The sequence below is a fragment of the Schumannella luteola genome, from assembly GCF_013408685.1.
GTDB lineage: Bacteria > Actinomycetota > Actinomycetes > Actinomycetales > Microbacteriaceae > Schumannella > Schumannella luteola.
The window spans coordinates 2,356,218-2,375,342 of sequence record NZ_JACBZY010000001.1 but is presented as its reverse complement, the minus strand read 5'-3'; the positions used below and the strand labels follow the sequence as shown (position 1 = coordinate 2,375,342).

At 70.5% G+C, this 19,125-nt stretch carries 20 protein-coding genes; 8 read left to right on the top strand and 12 right to left on the bottom strand.

Annotated elements, in window-relative coordinates:
• Positions 1–2 precede the first annotated feature (2 nt).
• Together BJ979_RS10690 and BJ979_RS10685 are read left to right on the top strand one after the other, a co-directional pair.
• A complete protein-coding gene (locus BJ979_RS10690; RefSeq protein ID WP_179567724.1) occupies positions 3–1,106 on the top strand; it encodes an Mrp/NBP35 family ATP-binding protein in 1,104 nt (367 codons plus the stop codon).
• A gap of 385 nt (positions 1,107–1,491) precedes the next feature.
• Positions 1,492–2,409: a LysR family transcriptional regulator gene (locus BJ979_RS10685; RefSeq protein ID WP_141163205.1), complete on the top strand. Its 918-nt coding sequence runs from the start codon at positions 1,492–1,494 to the stop codon at positions 2,407–2,409.
• A gap of 26 nt (positions 2,410–2,435) precedes the next feature.
• Here the strand turns inward: BJ979_RS10685 and BJ979_RS10680 are convergent, their stop codons facing one another.
• Genes BJ979_RS10680 through BJ979_RS10660 form a run of 5 tightly spaced genes read right to left on the bottom strand, consistent with a single transcriptional unit; the run spans position 2,436 to position 7,497 of the window.
• On the bottom strand, positions 2,436–3,335 hold the full coding sequence (locus tag BJ979_RS10680) for a carbohydrate ABC transporter permease (RefSeq protein ID WP_179567722.1): 900 nt from the start codon (positions 3,333–3,335) through the stop codon (positions 2,436–2,438).
• Complete coding sequence (locus tag BJ979_RS10675; RefSeq protein ID WP_343046667.1) at positions 3,332–4,357, bottom strand: carbohydrate ABC transporter permease; 1,026 nt, start codon at positions 4,355–4,357, stop codon at positions 3,332–3,334. Before BJ979_RS10675 ends, BJ979_RS10680 begins: the two co-directional genes overlap by 4 nt.
• On the bottom strand, positions 4,354–5,754 hold the full coding sequence (ngcE, locus tag BJ979_RS10670; protein WP_179567720.1) for an N-acetylglucosamine/diacetylchitobiose ABC transporter substrate-binding protein: 1,401 nt from the start codon (positions 5,752–5,754) through the stop codon (positions 4,354–4,356). The genes BJ979_RS10675 and ngcE overlap by 4 nt, the downstream gene beginning before the upstream one ends.
• A 43-nt stretch (positions 5,755–5,797) precedes the next feature.
• Positions 5,798–6,553, bottom strand: a complete 756-nt coding sequence (locus BJ979_RS10665) for a sugar isomerase domain-containing protein (RefSeq protein ID WP_179567719.1) — start codon at positions 6,551–6,553, stop codon at positions 5,798–5,800.
• Positions 6,550–7,497: a MurR/RpiR family transcriptional regulator gene (locus BJ979_RS10660; protein ID WP_179567718.1), complete on the bottom strand. Its 948-nt coding sequence runs from the start codon at positions 7,495–7,497 to the stop codon at positions 6,550–6,552. Before BJ979_RS10660 ends, BJ979_RS10665 begins: the two co-directional genes overlap by 4 nt.
• Here BJ979_RS10660 and BJ979_RS10655 point away from each other — a divergent pair.
• Positions 7,448–8,581 carry an N-acetylglucosamine kinase gene (locus BJ979_RS10655; RefSeq protein ID WP_343046666.1) on the top strand — a complete coding sequence of 378 codons (1,134 nt, stop codon included), beginning with the start codon at positions 7,448–7,450 and terminating at the stop codon, positions 8,579–8,581. The genes BJ979_RS10660 and BJ979_RS10655 overlap by 50 nt on opposite strands.
• Before the next feature lie 52 nt (positions 8,582–8,633).
• On the opposite strand, the gene BJ979_RS10650 is transcribed toward BJ979_RS10655, so the two are convergent.
• Positions 8,634–9,050 carry a twin-arginine translocase TatA/TatE family subunit gene (locus BJ979_RS10650; RefSeq protein WP_179567716.1) on the bottom strand — a complete coding sequence of 139 codons (417 nt, stop codon included), beginning with the start codon at positions 9,048–9,050 and terminating at the stop codon, positions 8,634–8,636.
• Positions 9,051–9,113: 63 nt separating this feature from the next.
• Between BJ979_RS10650 and BJ979_RS10645 the strand changes: the two genes are divergently transcribed.
• A complete protein-coding gene (locus tag BJ979_RS10645) occupies positions 9,114–9,746 on the top strand; it encodes an O-methyltransferase (protein WP_179567715.1) in 633 nt (210 codons plus the stop codon).
• Positions 9,747–9,836: 90 nt separating this feature from the next.
• Here BJ979_RS10645 and BJ979_RS10640 read toward each other — a convergent pair whose 3' ends face one another.
• Positions 9,837–10,007, bottom strand: coding sequence for a DUF3117 domain-containing protein (locus tag BJ979_RS10640; RefSeq protein ID WP_141144785.1), 171 nt, complete (start codon positions 10,005–10,007; stop codon positions 9,837–9,839).
• Between the two features lie 69 nt (positions 10,008–10,076).
• Positions 10,077–11,165, bottom strand: a complete 1,089-nt coding sequence (gene dapE, locus BJ979_RS10635; protein WP_179567714.1) for a succinyl-diaminopimelate desuccinylase — start codon at positions 11,163–11,165, stop codon at positions 10,077–10,079.
• Between the two features lie 55 nt (positions 11,166–11,220).
• On the opposite strand from dapE, the gene dapD reads away from it, so the two are divergent.
• Positions 11,221–12,180, top strand: a complete 960-nt coding sequence (gene dapD / locus BJ979_RS10630) for a 2,3,4,5-tetrahydropyridine-2,6-dicarboxylate N-succinyltransferase (RefSeq protein WP_179567712.1) — start codon at positions 11,221–11,223, stop codon at positions 12,178–12,180.
• An 85-nt stretch (positions 12,181–12,265) separates the two neighbouring features.
• Here the strand turns inward: dapD and BJ979_RS10625 are convergent, their stop codons facing one another.
• Genes BJ979_RS10625 through BJ979_RS10610 form a run of 4 tightly spaced genes read right to left on the bottom strand, consistent with a single transcriptional unit; the run spans position 12,266 to position 15,561 of the window.
• Entirely contained in the window at positions 12,266–13,570 is a 1,305-nt protein-coding gene (locus BJ979_RS10625) for a citrate synthase (RefSeq protein WP_179567711.1), read from the bottom strand.
• Positions 13,571–13,624: 54 nt separating this feature from the next.
• Positions 13,625–14,728 (bottom strand): succinyldiaminopimelate transaminase, encoded by a 1,104-nt coding sequence (gene dapC / locus BJ979_RS10620; protein WP_179567710.1) that lies wholly within the window; start codon positions 14,726–14,728, stop codon positions 13,625–13,627.
• Between the two features lie 17 nt (positions 14,729–14,745).
• Positions 14,746–15,063 carry a ferredoxin gene (gene fdxA / locus BJ979_RS10615; RefSeq protein WP_141144780.1) on the bottom strand — a complete coding sequence of 106 codons (318 nt, stop codon included), beginning with the start codon at positions 15,061–15,063 and terminating at the stop codon, positions 14,746–14,748.
• 9 nt (positions 15,064–15,072) lie between these two features.
• Positions 15,073–15,561: a hypothetical protein gene (locus BJ979_RS10610; RefSeq protein WP_179567709.1), complete on the bottom strand. Its 489-nt coding sequence runs from the start codon at positions 15,559–15,561 to the stop codon at positions 15,073–15,075.
• A gap of 102 nt (positions 15,562–15,663) precedes the next feature.
• Between BJ979_RS10610 and efeU the strand changes: the two genes are divergently transcribed.
• The 3 genes from efeU to efeB are packed head-to-tail and all read left to right on the top strand — an operon-like array spanning position 15,664 to position 19,120.
• Positions 15,664–16,563, top strand: a complete 900-nt coding sequence (gene efeU / locus BJ979_RS10605; protein WP_179567708.1) for an iron uptake transporter permease EfeU — start codon at positions 15,664–15,666, stop codon at positions 16,561–16,563.
• 56 nt (positions 16,564–16,619) lie between these two features.
• Positions 16,620–17,849 (top strand): iron uptake system protein EfeO, encoded by a 1,230-nt coding sequence (efeO, locus tag BJ979_RS10600; RefSeq protein ID WP_179567707.1) that lies wholly within the window; start codon positions 16,620–16,622, stop codon positions 17,847–17,849.
• Entirely contained in the window at positions 17,846–19,120 is a 1,275-nt protein-coding gene (efeB, locus tag BJ979_RS10595; protein ID WP_179567705.1) for an iron uptake transporter deferrochelatase/peroxidase subunit, read from the top strand. The genes efeO and efeB overlap by 4 nt, the downstream gene beginning before the upstream one ends.
• Positions 19,121–19,125: the final 5 nt, after the last annotated feature.

Sequence of the window (19,125 nt, the reverse complement as noted above, 5' to 3'; positions counted from 1 at the left end):
TCATGGCCGACTCCCCCGCGGGCGATCCGCGACTGCTCAGCGCGCTCGCGCGCGTCGACGACCCCGAGATCCGCCGGCCGATCACCGAGCTCGACATGATCCGCGGCGCCGAGATCGACGGCGCCGTCGCCCGCATCCGCCTCGCCCTGACGATCGTCGGCTGTCCCGCCGCCGACACGATCGAGCGGGATGTGCGGGCTGCCGCCGCCGGGGTGGAGGGCGTCGAGGAGGTCGACCTCGAGGTCGGGGTCATGACGGTCGCCGAGCGCGAGTCGCTGGTCGAGCGGCTGCGCGGAACGCGGCGTCGGCAGTTCACGGCCGACTCGCTGACCAAGGTGTACGCGATCACGAGCGGCAAGGGCGGGGTCGGCAAGTCGACCGTCACCGCGAACCTCGCCGTCGCGCTCGCCGCACGAGGCCTGCGCGTCGGACTCGTCGACGCCGACGTGTTCGGGTACTCGATCCCGGCGATCCTCGGACTCGGCGATGCGAAGCCGACGCGGGTCGGCGACATGATCCTGCCTCCCGTCGGACACGGCGTGAAGGTCATCTCGATCGGGATGTTCGTCGACGGCTCGGCGGCCGTGTCGTGGCGCGGTCCGCTGCTGCACCGCACGATGGAGCAGTTCCTCACTGACGTCTTCTTCGGCGACCTGGATGTGCTGCTGCTCGATCTCCCGCCCGGAACCGGCGACGTGGCGATCTCGCTCGGCCAGCTGCTGCCGCACGCCGAAGTGCTCGTGGTGACGACGCCGCAGGAGGCCGCCGCCGACGTCGCCGAACGCAGCGGGCTGGTCGCCCGGCAGACCGGCCAGACGGTGATCGGCGTCGTGGAGAACATGGCCGGGCTCGCACAGCCGGACGGGTCGGTGCTCGAGCTCTTCGGCTCGGGCGGCGGCGACGAGGTCGCGCGGCGGCTCGAAGTGCCGGTGCTCGCCCGACTGCCGCTCAGCGTTCCCCTGCGCGAAGGCGGGGATGCCGGCACACCGGTCGTGCTCGCCGATCCGGCCGATCCGGCGGCCGCCGCGGTGATCGACCTCGCCGCACAGCTCGCCGTCCGCGGGCGCGGGCTGGTCGGGCGCTCGCTGCCGTTCAGCACGAGCTGACGCCGGAGGGCCGGACGCACCGATTCGGCGTCGCCGGGCGAACCGCGGTCCATGCACGCGAAAAGGCCCTCCCGGAGGAGGGCCTTTCGTGGTGGGCGTCGCGGTGACTCTAGAAGGTCGGGACGGATCCGATTCCCTGCACGGCTCGGATCAGCCCCGCCCTTCGAGAGACGCCGCGGCGCTCGGTGACGACCTCAGCGCGCCAGGAAGCGGCGGGTCGGGATGGAGCGGTAGCCGTCGCGGGCGATCGTGGCGATCGTGCCGCCGATGGCCAGTGCTCCGAGGGCGGAGAACAGGATGGTCGCGGTGAGCATGGAATAAGTACACCGCGCAAGCGGATGAAGCACAATCTCACGTTTCTGCATAGTGGATGTAGTTTGACTACATGGATGTGCGCCGCCTCGACCTGCTTCGCGAACTCGCCGATCGGGGGTCGGTGACGGCCGTGGCACGAGCCACCCATCGCACTCCGTCGGCTGTCTCGCAGCAGCTCAAGGCGCTCGAGCGCGAGGTCGGCGTGCCCCTGACGGAACGCTCCGGCCGCGGTCTCGTGCTCACCGGGCCGGGCCGCGTGCTCGCCGACACCGCGAAGGATCTCGCCGCCGCGATCCAACGCGCCGAATCCGTCTGGGCCGAGTTCCTCGAGCAGCCTCGGGGCGAGGTCACGCTCGTCACCTTCCCGACCGCCGGCGAGATGCTGCTGCCCGGCGTGCTGCATCGCATCGACGCCGTGCCCGGCCTCACGCTCGCCTGTCGCGACCTCGACCCGCTGCTGCCCGACTTCGCCGACCTCACGCCCGACTTCGACATCGTGATCGCGGATGCGCCCGGCATCGCCCCGAGCTGGCGCGAACGCGGCCTCACGGTCGTCGAGCTGCTGCGCGAGCCGCTCGACATCGTGCTGCCGGAGGGGCACCCGCTCGCGGCGAAGCGCTCCCTCTCCCCCGCCGACGTCGTCGACGAGACCTGGATCGGCGTGCCGGAGGACTTCCCCTACGACCGCATCCTCGACCGCATCCAGGCCATCACCGGGCACGAGGCCCGGATCGCCCAGCGCTTCATCGACAACAGCATCGTCGAGGCGGTCATCGCGGCCGGGCACGGCATCGGCATCCTGCCCCGCTACACGACCCGCGATCGCGAGAACGGACTCGTCACGCGGCCCCTCTCGGGCGTGCGGTCGGAGCGCGTGATCTGGGCGATCCTGCGCTCCGACCGCGCCGAGCGGCCCTCGGTGCGGCTCGTGCTCGACGCGCTGCAGGCCGAGGCGGCCGACTTCGCCGCCAAGCACCGGCCGGCGTGAGGCCGAGTCCGAAGCCGGGCCGCGATCTACTTCATCGTGCCCTGCGACACCGAGCCCTGCAGCTGGCGCTGGAAGATCACGTAGACGATCAGCACCGGCAGCACCGTGATGACGACGCCGGCGAACAGGGCGCCGAAGTCGACGTCGTAGCCCGCCGCCGAGTTGAACAGGTCCATGGCCTGCGAGAGCACCGGCGTGCCCGAGGAGTTGATCGCCGTCGGGATCAGGTACTGGTTCCAGAGCCCCAGGAAGTTGAAGATCGCGACCGAGGCGAGGCCGGGTCGCGCCATCGGCAGCATCACCTGGAAGAAGGTGCGCCACTCGCTCGCGCCGTCCATCGCCGCCGCCTCCGCGATCTCCGTCGGCAGGGTGCGGAAGAAGGAGTAGAGGAAGAAGACCGTGAACGGCAGCGCGAATGCGACGTAGGTCAGGATCAGACCCGGCGTCGTGCCCAGCAGCCCGAAGCCCTTCAGAGTGAAGAACAGCGGCACGATCGCGAGGAAGATCGGGAAAGTGAGACCAGCCATCATCAGGTAGTAGATGATCCGGTTCCCCGGGAAGTCGAAGCGCGCCAGGATGTACGCGCACATCGCCCCGAGCACCATGACCAGCACGAGCGCCGAGCCGACCACGATCACGGTCTGCACCATGGCCGAGCCGATGCCCGCGGTGTTCCACGCCTTGACGTAGTTGCTGAAGTCGAGGCCGCCGGGCAGGGCGAACGGGGAGGCGAAGATCTCCTTCGTCGTCTTGAACGACGTCATCAGCGTCCACAGCAGCGGCAGCACGACGATCGCGGCCCAGATGATGAGGATGATGTGCCAGATGACGGCGGGCACGCGATCCGTGGGCGGGGTCGACTTCGCCGATCGCGCCGCCTTGGTGCGTCCGGAGACGACCGGCCTCGACAGGCTCTCGGCGCTCATGCTCGCCCCTCGTCTCGACCGCGGGCCGCGCGCGCGATCGAGAAGACCACGAGCGCGAACAGCAGTGTCACCAGCGCGCTCGCGACGCCGATGGCGCTGGCGTAGCCGGCCTGGCCGTTGTGGAAGAGGTTCAGCAGGATCTTCTGCGGCACGACCTGCGTCGTCGCCGGTCCGCTCGTGGTGAGCCCCTGCGCGTAGACGTACGCGTCGAGCGCGGTGATCCCGAGGTACACGTAGGCGGTCTGGATGCTGTCGCGGATCTGCGGGATCGTGATCGAGAAGGTCATGCGCCAGCGGCTCGCGCCGTCGAGTCGGGCCGCTTCGTAGATCTCGGCCGGCACGCTCTTGATCGAGGCGACGAACAGCACCATGTAGAAGCCGACGAACGCCCAGACCATGACGAAGATCAGCGAGGCGCGGGCCGTCGCCGGATCGCCGAGCCAGGCGAAGTCGTCGAAGGGCAGGCCGAGGCTCGTGAGCACGGCGTTGAGGATGCCGTGCGACGGGTCGAGCACGCCCGACCAGACGATGCCGATGATGATCGCCGGGATCACGTACGGGAAGAAGGAGACGACCCGGTAGAAGCTCGAGCCGCGGATGCCGCGGATCGGCCCGATGCTCGGGCCCGCGACCGTAACCGCGCTGGCGAAGGCGAGCGCGATGGCGATCGTCACGATCGGCACGACGAGCGCCAGGATCACGTTGTTGAGGAAGGCGTTCAGCACGTTGTGATCGCCGAGCAGCTTGATGAAGTTCGCGGGGCCCGTGAACTGGTAGGTCGGCGAGAAGCCGCCGAAGTTCGTCAGCGCGTACCAGGCCGCCTGGATGAACGGCGAGATGACGAAGATCAGGAAGATCGCGAGCGGGAGCCCGAGGAAGACGATGAACAGGGTCACCCGGTCGACGTTCCAGCGCTTGACCCGGCGACCGGAGCCGCGCCGGGCCCGGCGGGGAGGGGTGACCTTCCCGCCGGGCGCGGACGCGAGGGCGCCGCGGACGTCGCTGCTGCCCGCCAGACTCACTTGACCGTGATCTTCTTGATCGAGTCGTCCTTCGCGATCTTGTCGGAGATCTGCTGCAGCCCGTCGGTCAGCTCGTTCACGCTCGACTTGCCGTCGAGGAACGCGTTCCAGAGCACCAGCTGATCGGTGTTCGTGCCGTAGTTGTCGACGAAGGTGAACGTGAAGGTGTCGGTCTTGGCCGCGTTCAGCATGGAGATCTGGGAGGCGAGCGCGGTCGAGCCGAAGGCGTCGTCCGGCACGGTGTCCTTGACGATCGACGGTGCGAGACGCGTCTTGGCGAAGTTCGTCGCCGACTCCTTGCTGAGCATGATGCGCAGCACCTCCTTGCCGCCCGCGACGCTCTTCGCCGCCGAGGGCACCGCGAAGGGCTCGCCGGCGGTGGAGCGCAGCGCCGTCTGCGGCAGCTTCGACCCGGTCGTGACGGTGAACTCCGGTGTTCCCGTCATCTGGAAGTCGGCCGCCGTCTGGCTCTTCATCTCGTTCTCGATCCACGAGCCCGAGGGGTAGAGCAGACCGGACTGGTCGTTCGACCACTGGGCCTGGGCCGCCGTGAACTGCGTGCCCGATCCACCCGGCTTCACGTAGCCCGCGTCGATGATCTTCTTCAGCGACGTGAGCACCTTCTGCACGGAGTCCTGCGACCAGGCGCCGTCCTTGAGGTTGTCGAAGTTCAGGCGCACCTCGTCGCCGCCCTCCTTGATCGCGGAGTCGATCACGAGGGTCTGGTAGTACGTCGCGGCCTCCTTGCCCCAGACGAAGAGGTACTTGCCGGCGGCCTTGGCCTTGCCGCCGAGCTCGAAGGCCTCATCCCAGGTGGTCGGCGGGGTCCAGCCGTTCTTCTCGAAGAGGGACGCCGAGTACCAGACGGCGTAGAGCGTCAGCACGTAGTTGAGCGCCTTGAGCTTGCCGTCGAACTCGCCCGGCGTGAGCACTCCCGGGTAGAGCGTGTCGCTGATCTTGGTGCCCTCGAGGTTGTTCGCGTCGAGCACGTCCTGCAGCTCCTCGAGCTGGTCGAGGATCGAGTTGAAGCCGATCGCATCGGCGCCCGAGTTGTCGATCAGGTCGGGCGGATTGCCGCCGACGAAGCGCGGCTGCAGGGTGGTGGCGATCTTCGTCTCGGGCTTGACCTTGACGCTGGAGCCGGAGTGCTCCTTCGCGAGGATCTTGCCCGCGAAGTCGACGTAGTCGGTCTTGTAGCCGCCGTTGAAGATGACGGCATCCACCGTCGTGTTGTCGGCCATGCCGAAGGGGTTCTTGGCGCTCTTCTGGCCGGTCGCGCCTCCGCCGCCTCCGGTGGAGCAGGAGGCGAGGGTGACGCCCAGGGGGATCGCGACAGCTCCGGCCAGGGCTGCGCGGAGGAAGTTGCGTCGGTCCAGCGACGCTGACTGCAGTGACATTCGGTGGTGCCTACCTTCCAGGTGTGGTGGGGGTGTGGAACGGTCAGGCCGAGCGGCGGATGCGGCCGCGATAGCGGTCTTCCAGGGCTCGGTTGTGCTCATCACCTCCCGGGATGTTGGCGGAGATGTACACAGGCGGGGTCGCCCCGGTCGCAGCGATGCGCTCGGTGACGCCGATGGTCAGCAGCTGCGCGATGAGCGCAGCGGTGATCGACGACACGGCGCCGACGACGACGCCGCCGTCGACGGGCAGGGTGGTGTCGCCGAAGGGCGCGAGGTTGTCGATCACGACGTCGGCCACCTCGCTGAGGCGCTGGCCGCTCGGGTGCTTGGGCTCGACGGCGTTGGTGTGCTCGAGGCTCGTGACGGCGATGACGGCATGACCGCGGCGCTTCGCCTCGAGCGCGACGCCGACGATCGAGCCGTTCACACCCGAGTTGGACGCGATGACGAACACATCGTCGGGCCCGATGGTGGAGACGGCGAAGAGGTCGTCGACGACGCTCGGGTCGCGCTCGAGCTCGCCGCCGGTGAGCTGCGAGCGGTCGCGGTCGCCGACCGTGAGCACGTCGCGCAGGTAGATGCCGCTGGTGGGGATGAGTCCGCCGGCGCGGCCGGAGAGCTCCATGACGAAGGCCTGCGAGTGCCCGGTGCCGAACGACTGGATCACTCCGCCCTTCTCGAGCGCGGCGACGAGCAGGTCGACGGCCGGCTCGAGTCCGCCCGCCGCGGCGAGGTCGGTCAGCTTCTGCAGCCGCGGCACGACCTGGTCGAGGTAGGCGTGGGCGCTGTCGGTCATGCGGAGGTCCTTCCGGTGGTGGCACGGGGGATGCGGGGGCCGCGCGGTGAGCTCGTCACGCGGCGGTGCCCGGAGACGGCGAGGCGCGATCTCGTCAGCCGGGTGGCGGTCGCGGTGAAGTCCTGCTGCGCGACGAGCAGGTAGATGAGGTCGAGCACGAGCAGCTGCGAGGGCCGCGCGGCCAGGTCGGTGGGCTGCAGGTAGACGTCGGGGCTCGCGGTGGTGATGCATGCCTCGGCGGCGCGGGCGAGAGCGGAGTCGCGGTCGCTCGTGATCGCGACAGTGCGGGCGCCGCTCGCGGCGGCGCGGGCGAGCATGTCCACCGTCTCGGCGGTGCGCCCGCTGGTCGAGATGCCGATCGCGACGCAGTGCTCGTCCTGGAACTCGGCGCTGACGAGGCCGCTGTGCGGCTCACCCCAGGCGTGGCAGTCGATGCCGATGCGGTAGAGCCGGCTGTGCAGTTCGTTCGCGACGGCCCAGCTGCCGCCGACGCCGTAGATGTCGAGGTGGCGCGCCGACCAGATGCTCTGTGCGATCGAGGTGACCAGCTCGAGGTCGATGAGGGATGCGGTGGCCTCCAGGGCCCGCGACTGCACCGAGAGCAGGGTGCGCAGCACATCCGACGGAGAGTCGTCGGGCGCGAACTGGCGCCCGATGTCGACGCGCCAGGTCTCCTGGGCCTCGTCGCCCGCTCCCCCGTCGACGAGCCCGAGGCGGAACTGCGCGAATCCCGGATAGCCGAGCAGTCGGCAGAAGCGGGTGACGGTCGCGGCAGAGGTACCGGCGCGGTCGGCCAGCTCGGTGATCGACAGCTCGAGCGCGGCGGTCGGGTCGGCGAGCACGAGCTCGCCGATCTTCGCCATCGCGGCGGACATCTGTGGGAGATTGGCCCGGATGCGGGCGGCCGCGCGGAAGCCGTTCTCGAGGGTGTCCGCACGCGCCATCAAAAATCCCTTGCATCAACGTCGGGTCAGGGTTGAAAGACATTTTCATCATCCCTGCGGAGGGAGTCCAGACGCCGTTATGAAAACGAGACATTCAGAGATCGTCGTCGGAGTCGACGGCGGCGGGTCTTCGACACGGGCCGTCGTGGTCGGGTCTGACGGCACCGCTCTCGGCTACGCCGTGGCGGGCAGCGGCAACCGCACCGCGGTCGGCGAGGAGCACGCCGCGCTCGCGATCACCGAGGCCGTCGTGCGCGCCCTGGACTCCGCCGGAGTGCCGCGCGAGGCACCCCGGCTGCTGGCCGTCGCCCTCGCCGGCGCGAGCGGCGCCGGTCCCGGCTGGCTGACCGGCCCGCTCACGGAGAACGGCGTTGGCGGACGCGTCGCGATCGAAGCCGACCTGGTCGCCGGGTACCTCTCCGGCACCCTGGCGGAGGTGGGCTACGCCGTCGTCTCCGGAACGGGCGCGATCGCCGCGCGCGTGCGCCACCGGCAGATCGAGGCCGTCGCCGACGGGCTCGGCTGGCTGCTCGGCGACGACGGCAGCGGCTTCCAGATCGGCCTCGCCGGCGTGCGCGCCGCCGCCGCCGAGCTCGATGGACGCGGGCCCGCGACCGCGGTGACCGCGGGCGTGCTCGCCGAGCTCGACATCCCCGCCTCCGCGGCCGCCGAGGAGCCCGATGATCGCCGCCGCCCTCGGCTGCTGGCCGCGCTGCTGCAGCGCGTCTACGCCGAGCGTCCGGTGACGCTCGCGCGCTGCGCGCGCGTCGTCTCCGAGGCCACGACGGCCGGAGATCCGGTCGCCCGCGGGATCGTGGAGGCCGCCGCGGCCGGCCTGGCGCGCACGCTGCTCGCGGTGCTCGATCTCGAGGATCCGGGCCCGATCGTGCTCGGCGGCAGCGTGCTCGCGCACCAGCCGCTCGTCGCCGACGCGCTGCGGACGGCGCTGCCCGAGGGCGCCGAGCTCACGACCGTGCCCGACGGCGCGGTCGGCAGCGCGGTGCTCGCGCTCGCGCACGCCGGGTTCCCGGTCGACGCGGAGCGGTGGGGGCGCATCCACTCGACGCTCGGCGCGCTGCGCTGACAGCGCGCGGAGCCGGGACGTCCGGGCTCAGCTCGGATCGCGTCAGCTCGGGTCAGGTGGCTTCGGCGTCGAACGGCGCCGGTCGCCCCTTGCCCTGCTTGCGCTGGCGCTGCTCGTACGCCGACTCGATGTAGCGCGGGCGGTCGCCGGCGGTCGCGGTGGCTGCGGCGGTTGCCGCCGCTGCTCCGGCGCCGGCGGCCGCGGCAGTCGGGGCGTCCTCGGTCAGCGCGTCGCGGATGATGCGGCGCGGGTCGTACTGGCGCGGATCGAGCTTCGACCACTCGATGTCATCGAAGTCGGGACCCATCTCCTCGCGCATGCGGTCCTTGGCGCCGTTGGCCATGTCGCGCACTCCGCGGGCGAGTCGGCCCAGCTGGGCGGCGTAGCGGGGCAGGCGCTCGGGACCGATGAGGAAGACCGCGATCACGAGGATGATCAGCAGCTTGTCGAAGGTCAACCCGAGGGACACCCCGACAGGATACGTCCCGCTCACCGGAACGCCCCATAGGGTTGCGGCGGAAAGGGGCGCACCATGGCCGATCGAGATCTCTCCTGGAAGTTCGCGGAGGAGTTCGTCGACGAGCCCGAAGCCGCTCAGATGGCGCGCCGCAGCTCGCTCGAGCACGGCGTCGAGGCCGTCTCCCCCGCCGTCGGAGCCCAGCTCTCGGTGCTGGCCGCCGCGGTGGGCGCGCAGTCGATCGTCGAGATCGGCACCGGCTTCGGAGTCAGCGGACTGTGGATGCTGCGCGGGGCCCCCGCGGCATCCCTCACCTCGATCGACACCGAGGCCGAGTACCACGAGTCGGCCCGCGCGGCATTCGCCGAGGCGGGCCACCCGGCGACGCAGGTGCGCCTGATCGGCGGCCGTGCTCTGGACGTGCTGCCGCGCATGAACGACCGCGCCTACGACCTCGTGCTGGTCGACGCCGACCCGGCCAACGTGCTGGCCTACGTTGAGCACGGTCTGCGACTCGTCCGCCCGGGCGGGGTCGTCGCCGTGCCGCACGCACTGTGGCGTGGACGCGTCGCCGACCCCGCTCAGCGTGACGGAGCCGTCGCCGACTACCGTGCGCTTCTCTCGACGGTCGCGGAGTCCCCCGCGGTCACCGCGGCACTGAGCACCGCGGGTGACGGGCTGCTCCAGCTGGTCCCGACCGGCGCCTGAGACGCCGGCCCGATCCGGTCGGAGCGACCTGCTCGGTTTCGGGGCACCGAGCGAAGCCCGGCGGACGCGCCGCCGGGCCGTGAGCTGGAGCTACGCCGACACGACTGCCGCGAGGGCGTCGTGCAGCTCCTTGGCCTCCTCGTCATTGACGGAGACGACAAGTCGTCCGCCGCCCTCGAGAGGAACGCGCACGATGATCAGGCGACCCTCCTTAACAGCCTCCATCGGCCCGTCTCCGGTCCTCGGCTTCATGGCTGCCATGAGTAGTCCCCTTTCGTGGATGCTCCCCCATTATCCCGCACGCGGGGGACGCGCGAAAACCAGCGGCGCTCAGTTCCCCCGGATCTCACCCGTCAGCCAGGCTCGCAGACCCGCTTCGCAGCGCTCGATCTGCTCGATCGGCACCCGCTCATCGTCGGCGTGGGCGAGCATCGGGTCGCCGGGCCCGTAGTTGACGGCGGGGATGCCGAGAGCCGAGAAGCGCGCGACGTCGGTCCAGCCGTACTTGGGTCGCGCCTCGCCGCCGACGGCGCGCAGGAAGTCCTGGGCGAGCGGCGCGTCGAGACCGGGGCGCGCGCCCTCGGAGAGATCGGTCACGACGAGCTCGACCCCCGGGAAGAGGTCGCGCAGGCGCTGCTCGGCCTCAGCACCGGAGCGGCTCGGCGCGAAGCGGTAGTTGACCGTCACGACGGCCGCGTCGGGGATGACGTTGCCGGCGACGCCGCCGGAGATCGCGACCGCGCTGAGACTCTCGCGGTAGACGAGGCCGTCGACCTCGACGTCCTCGGCCTCGTGCTCGGCGAGAGTCGTCAGCGCCGCGGCGGTCGCGTGGATCGCGTTGACACCCTTCCAGGCGCGGGCGGAATGAGCCCGGCGCCCCGAGAAGCGGAGTTCGACGCGGATCGTGCCGTTGCAGCCGCCCTCGACCTCGCCGTTCGACGGCTCGCCCAGCACGGCGAAGTCGGCCTCGAGCAGCTCCGGTCGGCTGCGAGCCAGGCGCCCGAGGCCGTTGCGGGTGGCCTCGACCTCCTCGTTGTCGTACCAGACCCAGGTCACGTCGACATCGGGCTCGGTCAGCTCGACGGCGAGCTTCAGCTGCACGGCGCAGCCGCCCTTCATGTCGACCGTGCCGCGGCCCCAGAGCACGCCGTCGTCGTCGAGACGGGTCGGCAGGTTGTCGTTGATCGGCACGGTGTCGATGTGCCCGGCGATCACGGCCCGTCGCTCGCGGCCGAGGTTCGTGCGCGCGACGATCGCGTCGCCGTCGCGGGTGACCTCGAGATGAGGTGCGGCGCGCAGAACCTGCTCGATCGCATCCGCCAGCACGCGCTCATCACCCGAGACCGAGTGGATGTCACAGATCGCGCGGGTGAGTTCCACGCTGCCGAGAGAGGGGTCGAGACGGGGCGTCGCAGTCACCTGGCGAGTCTAGGGCGGCGCGTCACGGAGCCCGCGCTTCGGTAGCGTTGGAGTCATGACTGCTGCCTGGGGCCACGCCCTCGTCACCCTCACCGCCTCGGGCTCCGTGCTCGACGCCTGGTTCCCCTCCCCCGCTCTCGGCCCGGTGCCCGACGATGTCGACCGCGTGCTGCCGCCGGCCGACCTGGCGGCCTGGATCGGCGAGGATGCGGTGCGCGAGACGCGCCGCGACTGGCAGCTCGTCGAGATCGAGACCGAGGTGGCGCCCGCATCCACCCCCGACGCCTACCTGCGTCTGCACCTGCTCAGCCACACCCTCGTCGCGCCGAACAGCGTGAACCTCGACGGGGTCTTCGCTCAGCTGCCGAACAACGCCTGGACCAGCGCGGGCCCGGTCGAGGCCGACGCCCTCAACCGCCTGCGCCCCGCCCTGCAGAAGGCCGGGTACACGGTGCTCGGCGTCGACAAGTTCCCCAAGCTGCTCGACTACGTGACGCCCGACCGCGTGCGCATCGCCGACGCCTCGCGCGTGCGCCTCGGTGCGCACCTCGCGCCCGGCACCGTCGTCATGCACGAGGGCTTCGTCAACTTCAACGCCGGAACGCTCGGCGCCTCGATGGTCGAGGGCCGCATCTCGCAGGGTGTCGTCGTCGGCGACGGCTCGGATGTCGGCGGCGGCGCCTCGATCATGGGCACCCTGTCGGGCGGCGGCACGCAGCGGGTGCGCATCGGCGAGCGGGCGCTGCTCGGCGCGAACGCCGGCGTGGGCATCTCGATCGGCGACGACACGGTCGTCGAGGCGGGTCTCTACGTGACCGCCGGCACCAAGGTGCACCTGATCGACCCGGAGGCGGGCGCCCACGGCGCGAACACGACGGTGCCGAACACGGTCAAGGCGGTCGAGCTCTCGGGCGTGCCGAACCTGCTGTTCCGTCGCAACTCGCTGACCGGCGCGGTCGAGGTTCTCGCCCGCAGCGGCGCCGGCATCCAGCTCAACGCGGCACTGCACGCCTGAGTCGCGCCGCGGCGCGCGGCGCCAGTACGAGAGAACCCCCTCGAGCACCAGGCTCGAGGGGGTTCTCTGTGTCAGCGGCGGCGACTCAGCGGTCGACGGGCCAGCTGCGTGCGTCGGGGCCGACGTAGAGCTGCTGCGGGCGGCCGATCTTGGTCTTCGGGTCGACGTTCGACTCGCGCCACTGGGCGATCCAGCCGGGCAGTCGGCCGATCGCGAAGAGCACGGTGAACATGCGCGTCGGGAAGCCCATGGCCTTGTAGATCACGCCGGTGTAGAAGTCGACGTTGGGGTAGAGCTTGCGCTCCACGAAGTAGTCGTCGCCGAGCGCGACCTCTTCGAGCTGCTTCGCGATGTCGAGCAGCGGGTCGTTGACGCCGAGGTCGGCGAGCACCGCATCGGCGCTCTCCTTCACCAGGCGGGCCCGCGGGTCGAAGTTCTTGTAGACGCGGTGACCGAAGCCCATCAGACGGATGCCGTCTTCCTTGGCCTTCACCCGCTCGACGAACTTCTCCACGCTCTCGCCCGAGTCGCGGATCTTGCCGAGCATCGTCAGCACGGCCTCGTTCGCACCGCCGTGGAGCGGGCCCGAGAGCGCCTGGATGCCGGCCGAGATCGACGCGAACAGGTTCGCCTCGGTCGATCCGACGAGTCGCACGGTCGACGTCGACGCGTTCTGCTCGTGGTCTTCGTGCAGGATCAGCAGGCGGTCGAGCGCCTTCGACAGCACCGGGTTGACCTCGTAGGGCTCGGCGAGGTTGCCGAAGTTCAGCTTGAGGAAGTTGTCGACGAAGCTCAGCGAGTTGTCCGGATAGAGGAACGCCTGGCCGAGCGCCTTCTTGTGCGCGTAGGCGGCGATGACCGGCAGCTTCGCGAGCAGGCGGATGGTCGACAGCTCGACCTTCTCCGGGTCGTGCGGGTCGAGCGAGTCCTCGTAGTAGGTCGAGAGCGCCGAGACCGCGGCCGAGAGCACCGACATGGGGTGCGCGGTATGCGGCAGCGCCGAGAAGAAGCGCTTGAGGTCTTCGTGCAGCAGGGTGTGGTGCCGCACCTTGTCGTCGAACTCGGCGAGCTGATCGGCCGTCGGCAGCTCGCCGTAGATCAGCAGCCAGGCCACCTCGAGGTAGGTCGCATTGGCCGCGACGTCGTCGATCGAGTAGCCGCGGTAGCGCAGGATGCCCTGGTCGCCGTCGATGTAGGTGATCTCGCTCTTGGTCGAGGCCGTGTTCACGAAGCCCTGGTCGAGGGTCGTCAGCCCGGTCTGCTTCGTCAGCGTCGAGATGTCGATGCTGCTCTTGCCGTCGACGGCATGCAGGATGGGGAACTCGGCGGTACCGCCCGGGTAGGACAGTGTGACCTTCTGAGAGGCGTCGGTGGTTCCAGAATCGCTCACGGATACAGCCTAGGCGGTCGCCGGGAACACTGACGAACCCGCCAAGCGTCCGCGTCAGCCGTTGGCGATGCCCGACAACCTGGCCGCGGCGGCGGCGATCCGCTCGTCCGTCGCCGTCAGAGCGAGCCGCACGTGCCGCGCCCCGGCGTCGCCGTAGAAGGCCCCGGGCGCCGCCAGGATGCCGAGCTCGGCGAGCTCGGCGATCGTCGTCCAGCAGTCCTCGTCGCGCGTCGCCCAGAGGTAGAGGCCCGCGTCGCTGCGGTCGATGTGGAAGCCCGCGGCCTCGAGGGCCGGGCGGAGCACGTCGCGACGGGCGCGGTAGAGCTCGCGCTGCGCATCCACATGCTCCTCGTCGCCGAGAGCGGCGATCATCGCGTGCTGCACGGGCGCCGGCGGGATGAGCCCGGCGTGCTTGCGCACCTCCAGCAGCTGGCCGACGAGCTCGCTGCAGCCGCCGACGAATGCGGCGCGGTATCCGGCGAGATTCGACTGCTTGCTCAGCGAGTAGACGGCGAGCGTGCCGCGGCGGGATCCACGGGTGACGCGGGGGTCGAGGATGCTCGGTGTCGGCCCGTCGCCCTGCCAATTCAGCTCGGCGTAGCACTCGTCATTGGCGATGACGGCGCCGATCTCGCGCGCACGGTCGACGGCGCGGATGAGGGTCTCGATCGGGTCGACATGGCCGTCGGGGTTGCCGGGGCTGTTGAGCCAGACGAGCTTGGTGCCCTCGGGCCACTCGTCGGGGTCGTCGGCGGCGACGGCCGAGGCGCCGGCGATCGCGGCGCCGATCGCGTAGGTCGGGTAGGCGACCGTGGGATGCACGACCGTGTCGCCCTCCCCCAGTCCGAGCAGCGTCGGCAGCAGCGCGACGAGCTCCTTCGAGCCGATCGTCGGGATGACGTTCGCCGTGGTCAGATCCGTCGCGCCACGGCGGCGGGCGAACCAGTCGACCAGCGCCTCGCGCAGCGGAGGCGATCCCGCCGTCGCCGGGTAGGCGTGGGCGTCGGTCGCGTCGGCAAGGGCCTGACGCACGACCTCCGGGGTCGGATCGACGGGCGAGCCGACCGAGAGATCGACGATGCCGTCGGCGTGCTCGCGGGCGCGCGCCGCGAAGGGGACGAGCGAGTCCCAGGGGAACTCGGGCAGCTGCAGAGCCATGGCGCGACGGTGGCGGGTCAGGCCTGCGGCGGCAGGGCGGCGATCAGCGCGTGGTCGCCCGGGATCGGGCCGACCTTGGCGGCGCCGCCGGGCGAGCCGATCTCCTGGAAGAACTCGACGTTGGCGTTGTAGTAGTCCTTCCACTCGTCGGGAAGGTCGTCTTCGTAGTAGATCGCCTCGACAGGGCAGACGGGCTCGCAGGCACCGCAGTCGACGCATTCGTCGGCCTGGATGTAGAGCATCCGGTCGCCCTCGTAGATGCAGTCGACGGGGCATTCGTCGATGCAGGCGCGGTCTTTCACATCGACGCAGGGCAGGGCGATGACGTAGGTCACTGATCGATTCTATTCACTCGGGAAGCCGCCGCCGGACACGGCGGCGCGGGGTGTTCTGGGCAGCGGACGTCGCACCAGCCGGGGCCAGGCGAGCACGACGAGCGCGATGAGGGTCGGGGCGATCGACCACGTCCAGCCGAGCGCGTCGTTGACGACGAGAACCGAGCCGCCGGGGCCGCGGAGCGCCAGCAGTGCGGTCGCGCCGAGAACGCCGAGCGCGGCGCCGCCGGCGACGAGCCGGCTGTCGAAGGCGAAGCGGAAGCCGGCCAGCAGGCAGCCGGCGAGCACGATCGCGAGGAGGAGGCCGAGCGGGATGCCGCCGACGATCCACTGCCGGTGCAGCACCGTCGTCACGGCGCCGACGAAGGCGCCGATCACGGCCGCGAGGATCGTGCCGATGACCGAGCCCGCGATGCCGAGACCGAGGTCGGGCTGGTCGTCGTGCGCCGCCTCCTGCGGGGCCTGCGACGCGGGGTCGACGGGGGCGGCGGAGGACATCCGACCAGGATAGACAGTACGTGACGGGCGTAGCTGAAAGGTTAGGCTAGGCTAACCTCCGGCTCGCGACCGCGGGTCACTCGAACTCCCCGAAAGCCGCCCGTGCTCGCGAACTATCTGATCGGACTCCGCGAAGGCCTCGAAGCCGGACTCATCGTCGGCATCCTCGTCGCCTACCTCCGCAAATCCGGGCGCCGCGACCTGCTGCCGAAGCTCTGGATCGGCATCGCCGCCGCCATCGCCGTCTCGCTCGGCCTCGGCGCGATCCTCACCTGGGGCCCGTCGACGCTCAGCTTCCAGGCCCAGGAGGCCATCGGCGGCGGACTCTCGATCGTCGCGGTCGGCTTCGTCACCTGGATGGTGCTCTGGATGGCGAAGCACGCCCCCACGCTGAGCCGCGAGCTGCGCGAGCGAGCGGACTCCGCGATCGTCGGCGGCGGCATCGGTCTCGTCGTGCTGGGCGTCGTCAGCGTCGGCCGCGAGGGCATCGAGACCGCGATCTTCGTCTGGGCCACCGTCGCCTCGACCCAGGATCCCGTCGCCAGCTTCGTCGGCGTCGTGCTCGGCATCCTCACCGCCGTCGCGCTCGCCGCGCTCATCTCGCTCGGCTTCCTGCGCATCGACCTCGGCCGCTTCTTCCGCTGGACCGGCGTCGTGCTCGTCGTGGTCGCCGCCGGCGTCTTCGCCTACGGCGTCGGCGACCTGCAGGAGGCCGGCATCCTGCCGGGCGTCGGGCAGCACGCGCTGAACCTCGCCGCCGTCGTGCCGCCGACCAGCTGGTGGGGCATCCTGCTCGCCGGCCTGTTCAACGTCACCGCCGAGCCCACCTGGCTGCAGGTGATCGTCTGGGTGCTCTACATCGCGATCGTGATGCCGCTGTTCGTGCTGCGGCAGCGCCCGAAGCGCCCTCGCACCGGCGACACCGCGTCCGCGCAGCCCGCCGCGGCCTCCGCGACACCGGATGCCGTCACCGGCACGGCTCCCGCCTCGAACTCCGCCTGACCGGCGGCTCTCCACCACAGCACTGCACTCCCCCTCCCCCTTACGACAGGAGACCCATGTCTGCACGACTCCGCCCGATCGCCGCCGTCGCCGCGGTCGGCGTCGTCGCCCTCGCGCTGGCCGGCTGCGTGCCGAACCCCCGTGCGACCGGCGCGTCGACAGCACTCGATGTCAAGGTCGCCGACGACAGCTGCGAGGTGTCGGCCTCGACCGCGAAGTCGGGCACCGTGACCTTCACCATCGCGAACACCGGCACCGACGTGAACGAGTTCGAGATCCTCGCCGACGACAAGCTGCGCATCGTGGGCGAGAAGGAGAACATCACCCCCGGCCAGACCGTCTCCTACGTCGCCCAGCTCAACCCCGGCACCTACTACACGGCGTGCAAGTTCCAGCAGGTCGGACAGCCGATCGGGCTCGCCTCCTTCACCGTCAGCGGCGAGGAGATCGAGAGCGACGCCTCGGAGAAGAAGCAGATCTCCGCCGCCGTCACCAACTACGTCGCCTACATCAAGTCGCAGGTCGGCGCCCTCGTGCCCGCCACCAAGGCGTTCACCGACGCCTACCGCTCCGGCGACGATGCCACCGCCCGCCAGCTGTTCGCCTCGACCCGCGTCGCCTACGAGCGCATCGAGCCCACCGCCGAGGCCTTCGGCGACCTCGACCCGAAGATCGACTACCGCGAGGTCGACGCCGTCGCCGAGGGCCTCGACTGGACCGGATTCCACCGCATCGAGAAGGATCTCTGGCCGCCGGCAGCCGGCGACAAGAACTCCGACGGCACCGACGCGCTGACCGACTGGACCGCATCCACCCCGGCCGAGCGCGCGACCTACGCCGACGGCCTCGTGGCCGACGTCGACCAGCTCTCGAAGCTCGTGGGCGCGAAGGACTTCACCGTCGGAATCGCCGACATCTCGAACGGCGCCATCGGCCTGCTCGACGAGGTCGCGACCGGCAAGATCGAGGGCGAGGAGGACTGGTGGTCGCACACCGACCTCACCGACTTCGCCGCCAACGTCGAGGGCGCCCAGGTCGCCTACGGGATCGTGCGCGACATCGCCAAGAACAAGGGATCCGACGGCGCGAAGCTCGTGAAGACGATCGACGCCCGCTTCACCGACCTCGAGACCGAGCTCGCGAAGTACGGCAGCATCGAGGCGGGATTCACGCCCTACGATGAGGTCACCGACTCGCAGCGCAAGGAGCTCTCGGACGCCGTGAACGCCCTCGGAAAGCCGCTCTCGCAGCTGACCCACACCGTGCTGGGCGTGAAGAAGGCGTGACCTCCGACGAGTCCGGCCGCTCCCTGTCGCGGCGAGGCCTGATCGGCCTCGCCGGCGCGGGCGCGGCCGGACTCGCACTCGGCGGAGCCGGCGGCGCGGTCATCGCCGCGAACATCGCCGGCGCGGCCGCCGAGAACGGCGTCGGCACCGTGCATCCCTTCCACGGGGAGCACCAGGCCGGCATCAGCACCCCGGCGCAGGACCGCCTGCACTTCGCCGTCTTCGATCTCGACTCCGGCGCCTCACGCGACGATCTCATCCAGCTGCTGAAGGACTGGACGGCCGCCGCCGCGCGGATGACCGCCGGCGAGGAGGTCGGCGGCGGCGCCGACGGATCCCCGCTCGCTCCCCCGGACGACACCGGCGAGGCGCTCGGTCTCCCGGCCAGCGCTCTGACGCTCACCTTCGGATTCGGGCCCACCCTCTTCGAGACCGCCGACGGCGACGACCGCTTCGGCCTCGCCGACCGCCGCCCGTCCGAGCTCGAGGCGCTCCCGCGCTTCCGCGGTGACGCGCTCATCGAGCAGCTCACCGGCGGCGACCTCTGCATCCAGGCCTGCGCCGACGACCCGCAGGTCGCCGTGCACGCCATCCGCAACCTCAGTCGCATCGCCTTCGGCACCGCCTCACTGCGCTGGTCTCAGCTCGGCTTCGGCCGCACCTCGTCGACGTCGACGAGCCAGGCGACGCCGCGCAACCTGTTCGGCTTCAAGGACGGCACCGCGAACGTCAAGGCCGAAGAGCAGAGCGCCCTCGCCGAGCAGGTCTGGGTCGGCTCGAAGCAGGGCCCCGACTGGATGGTCGGCGGCAGCTACCTCGTCGCCCGCAAGATCCGCATGGTCATCGAGTCGTGGGATCGCACCCGCCTCGAAGAGCAGGAGCGGGTGATCGGCCGCACCAAGGGCGAGGGCGCGCCTCTCAGCGGCGGCACCGAGTTCAGCGAACCCGACTTCAGCAAGACCGGAGCGACCGAGGCCCCGCTCATCGACCGCGATGCTCACGTGCGCCTCGCCCACCCCGATGTCAACGACGGCGTCCGCCTGCTGCGGCGCGGCTACAACTACGTCGACGGCAACGACAGCCTGGGGCGGCTGGATGCGGGCCTGTTCTTCCTGTCGTACCAGTCGAGCCCGGCGCGCTTCGTCACGGTGCAGCGCAGCCTCGCGAGCGATGCCCTCAACGAGTACCTCAAGCACGTCGGCTCGGCGGTCTTCGCGATCCCGCGCGGGGTGGCGAAGGGCTCGTGGATCGGGCGCGAGCTCTTCCGCTAGCGCGG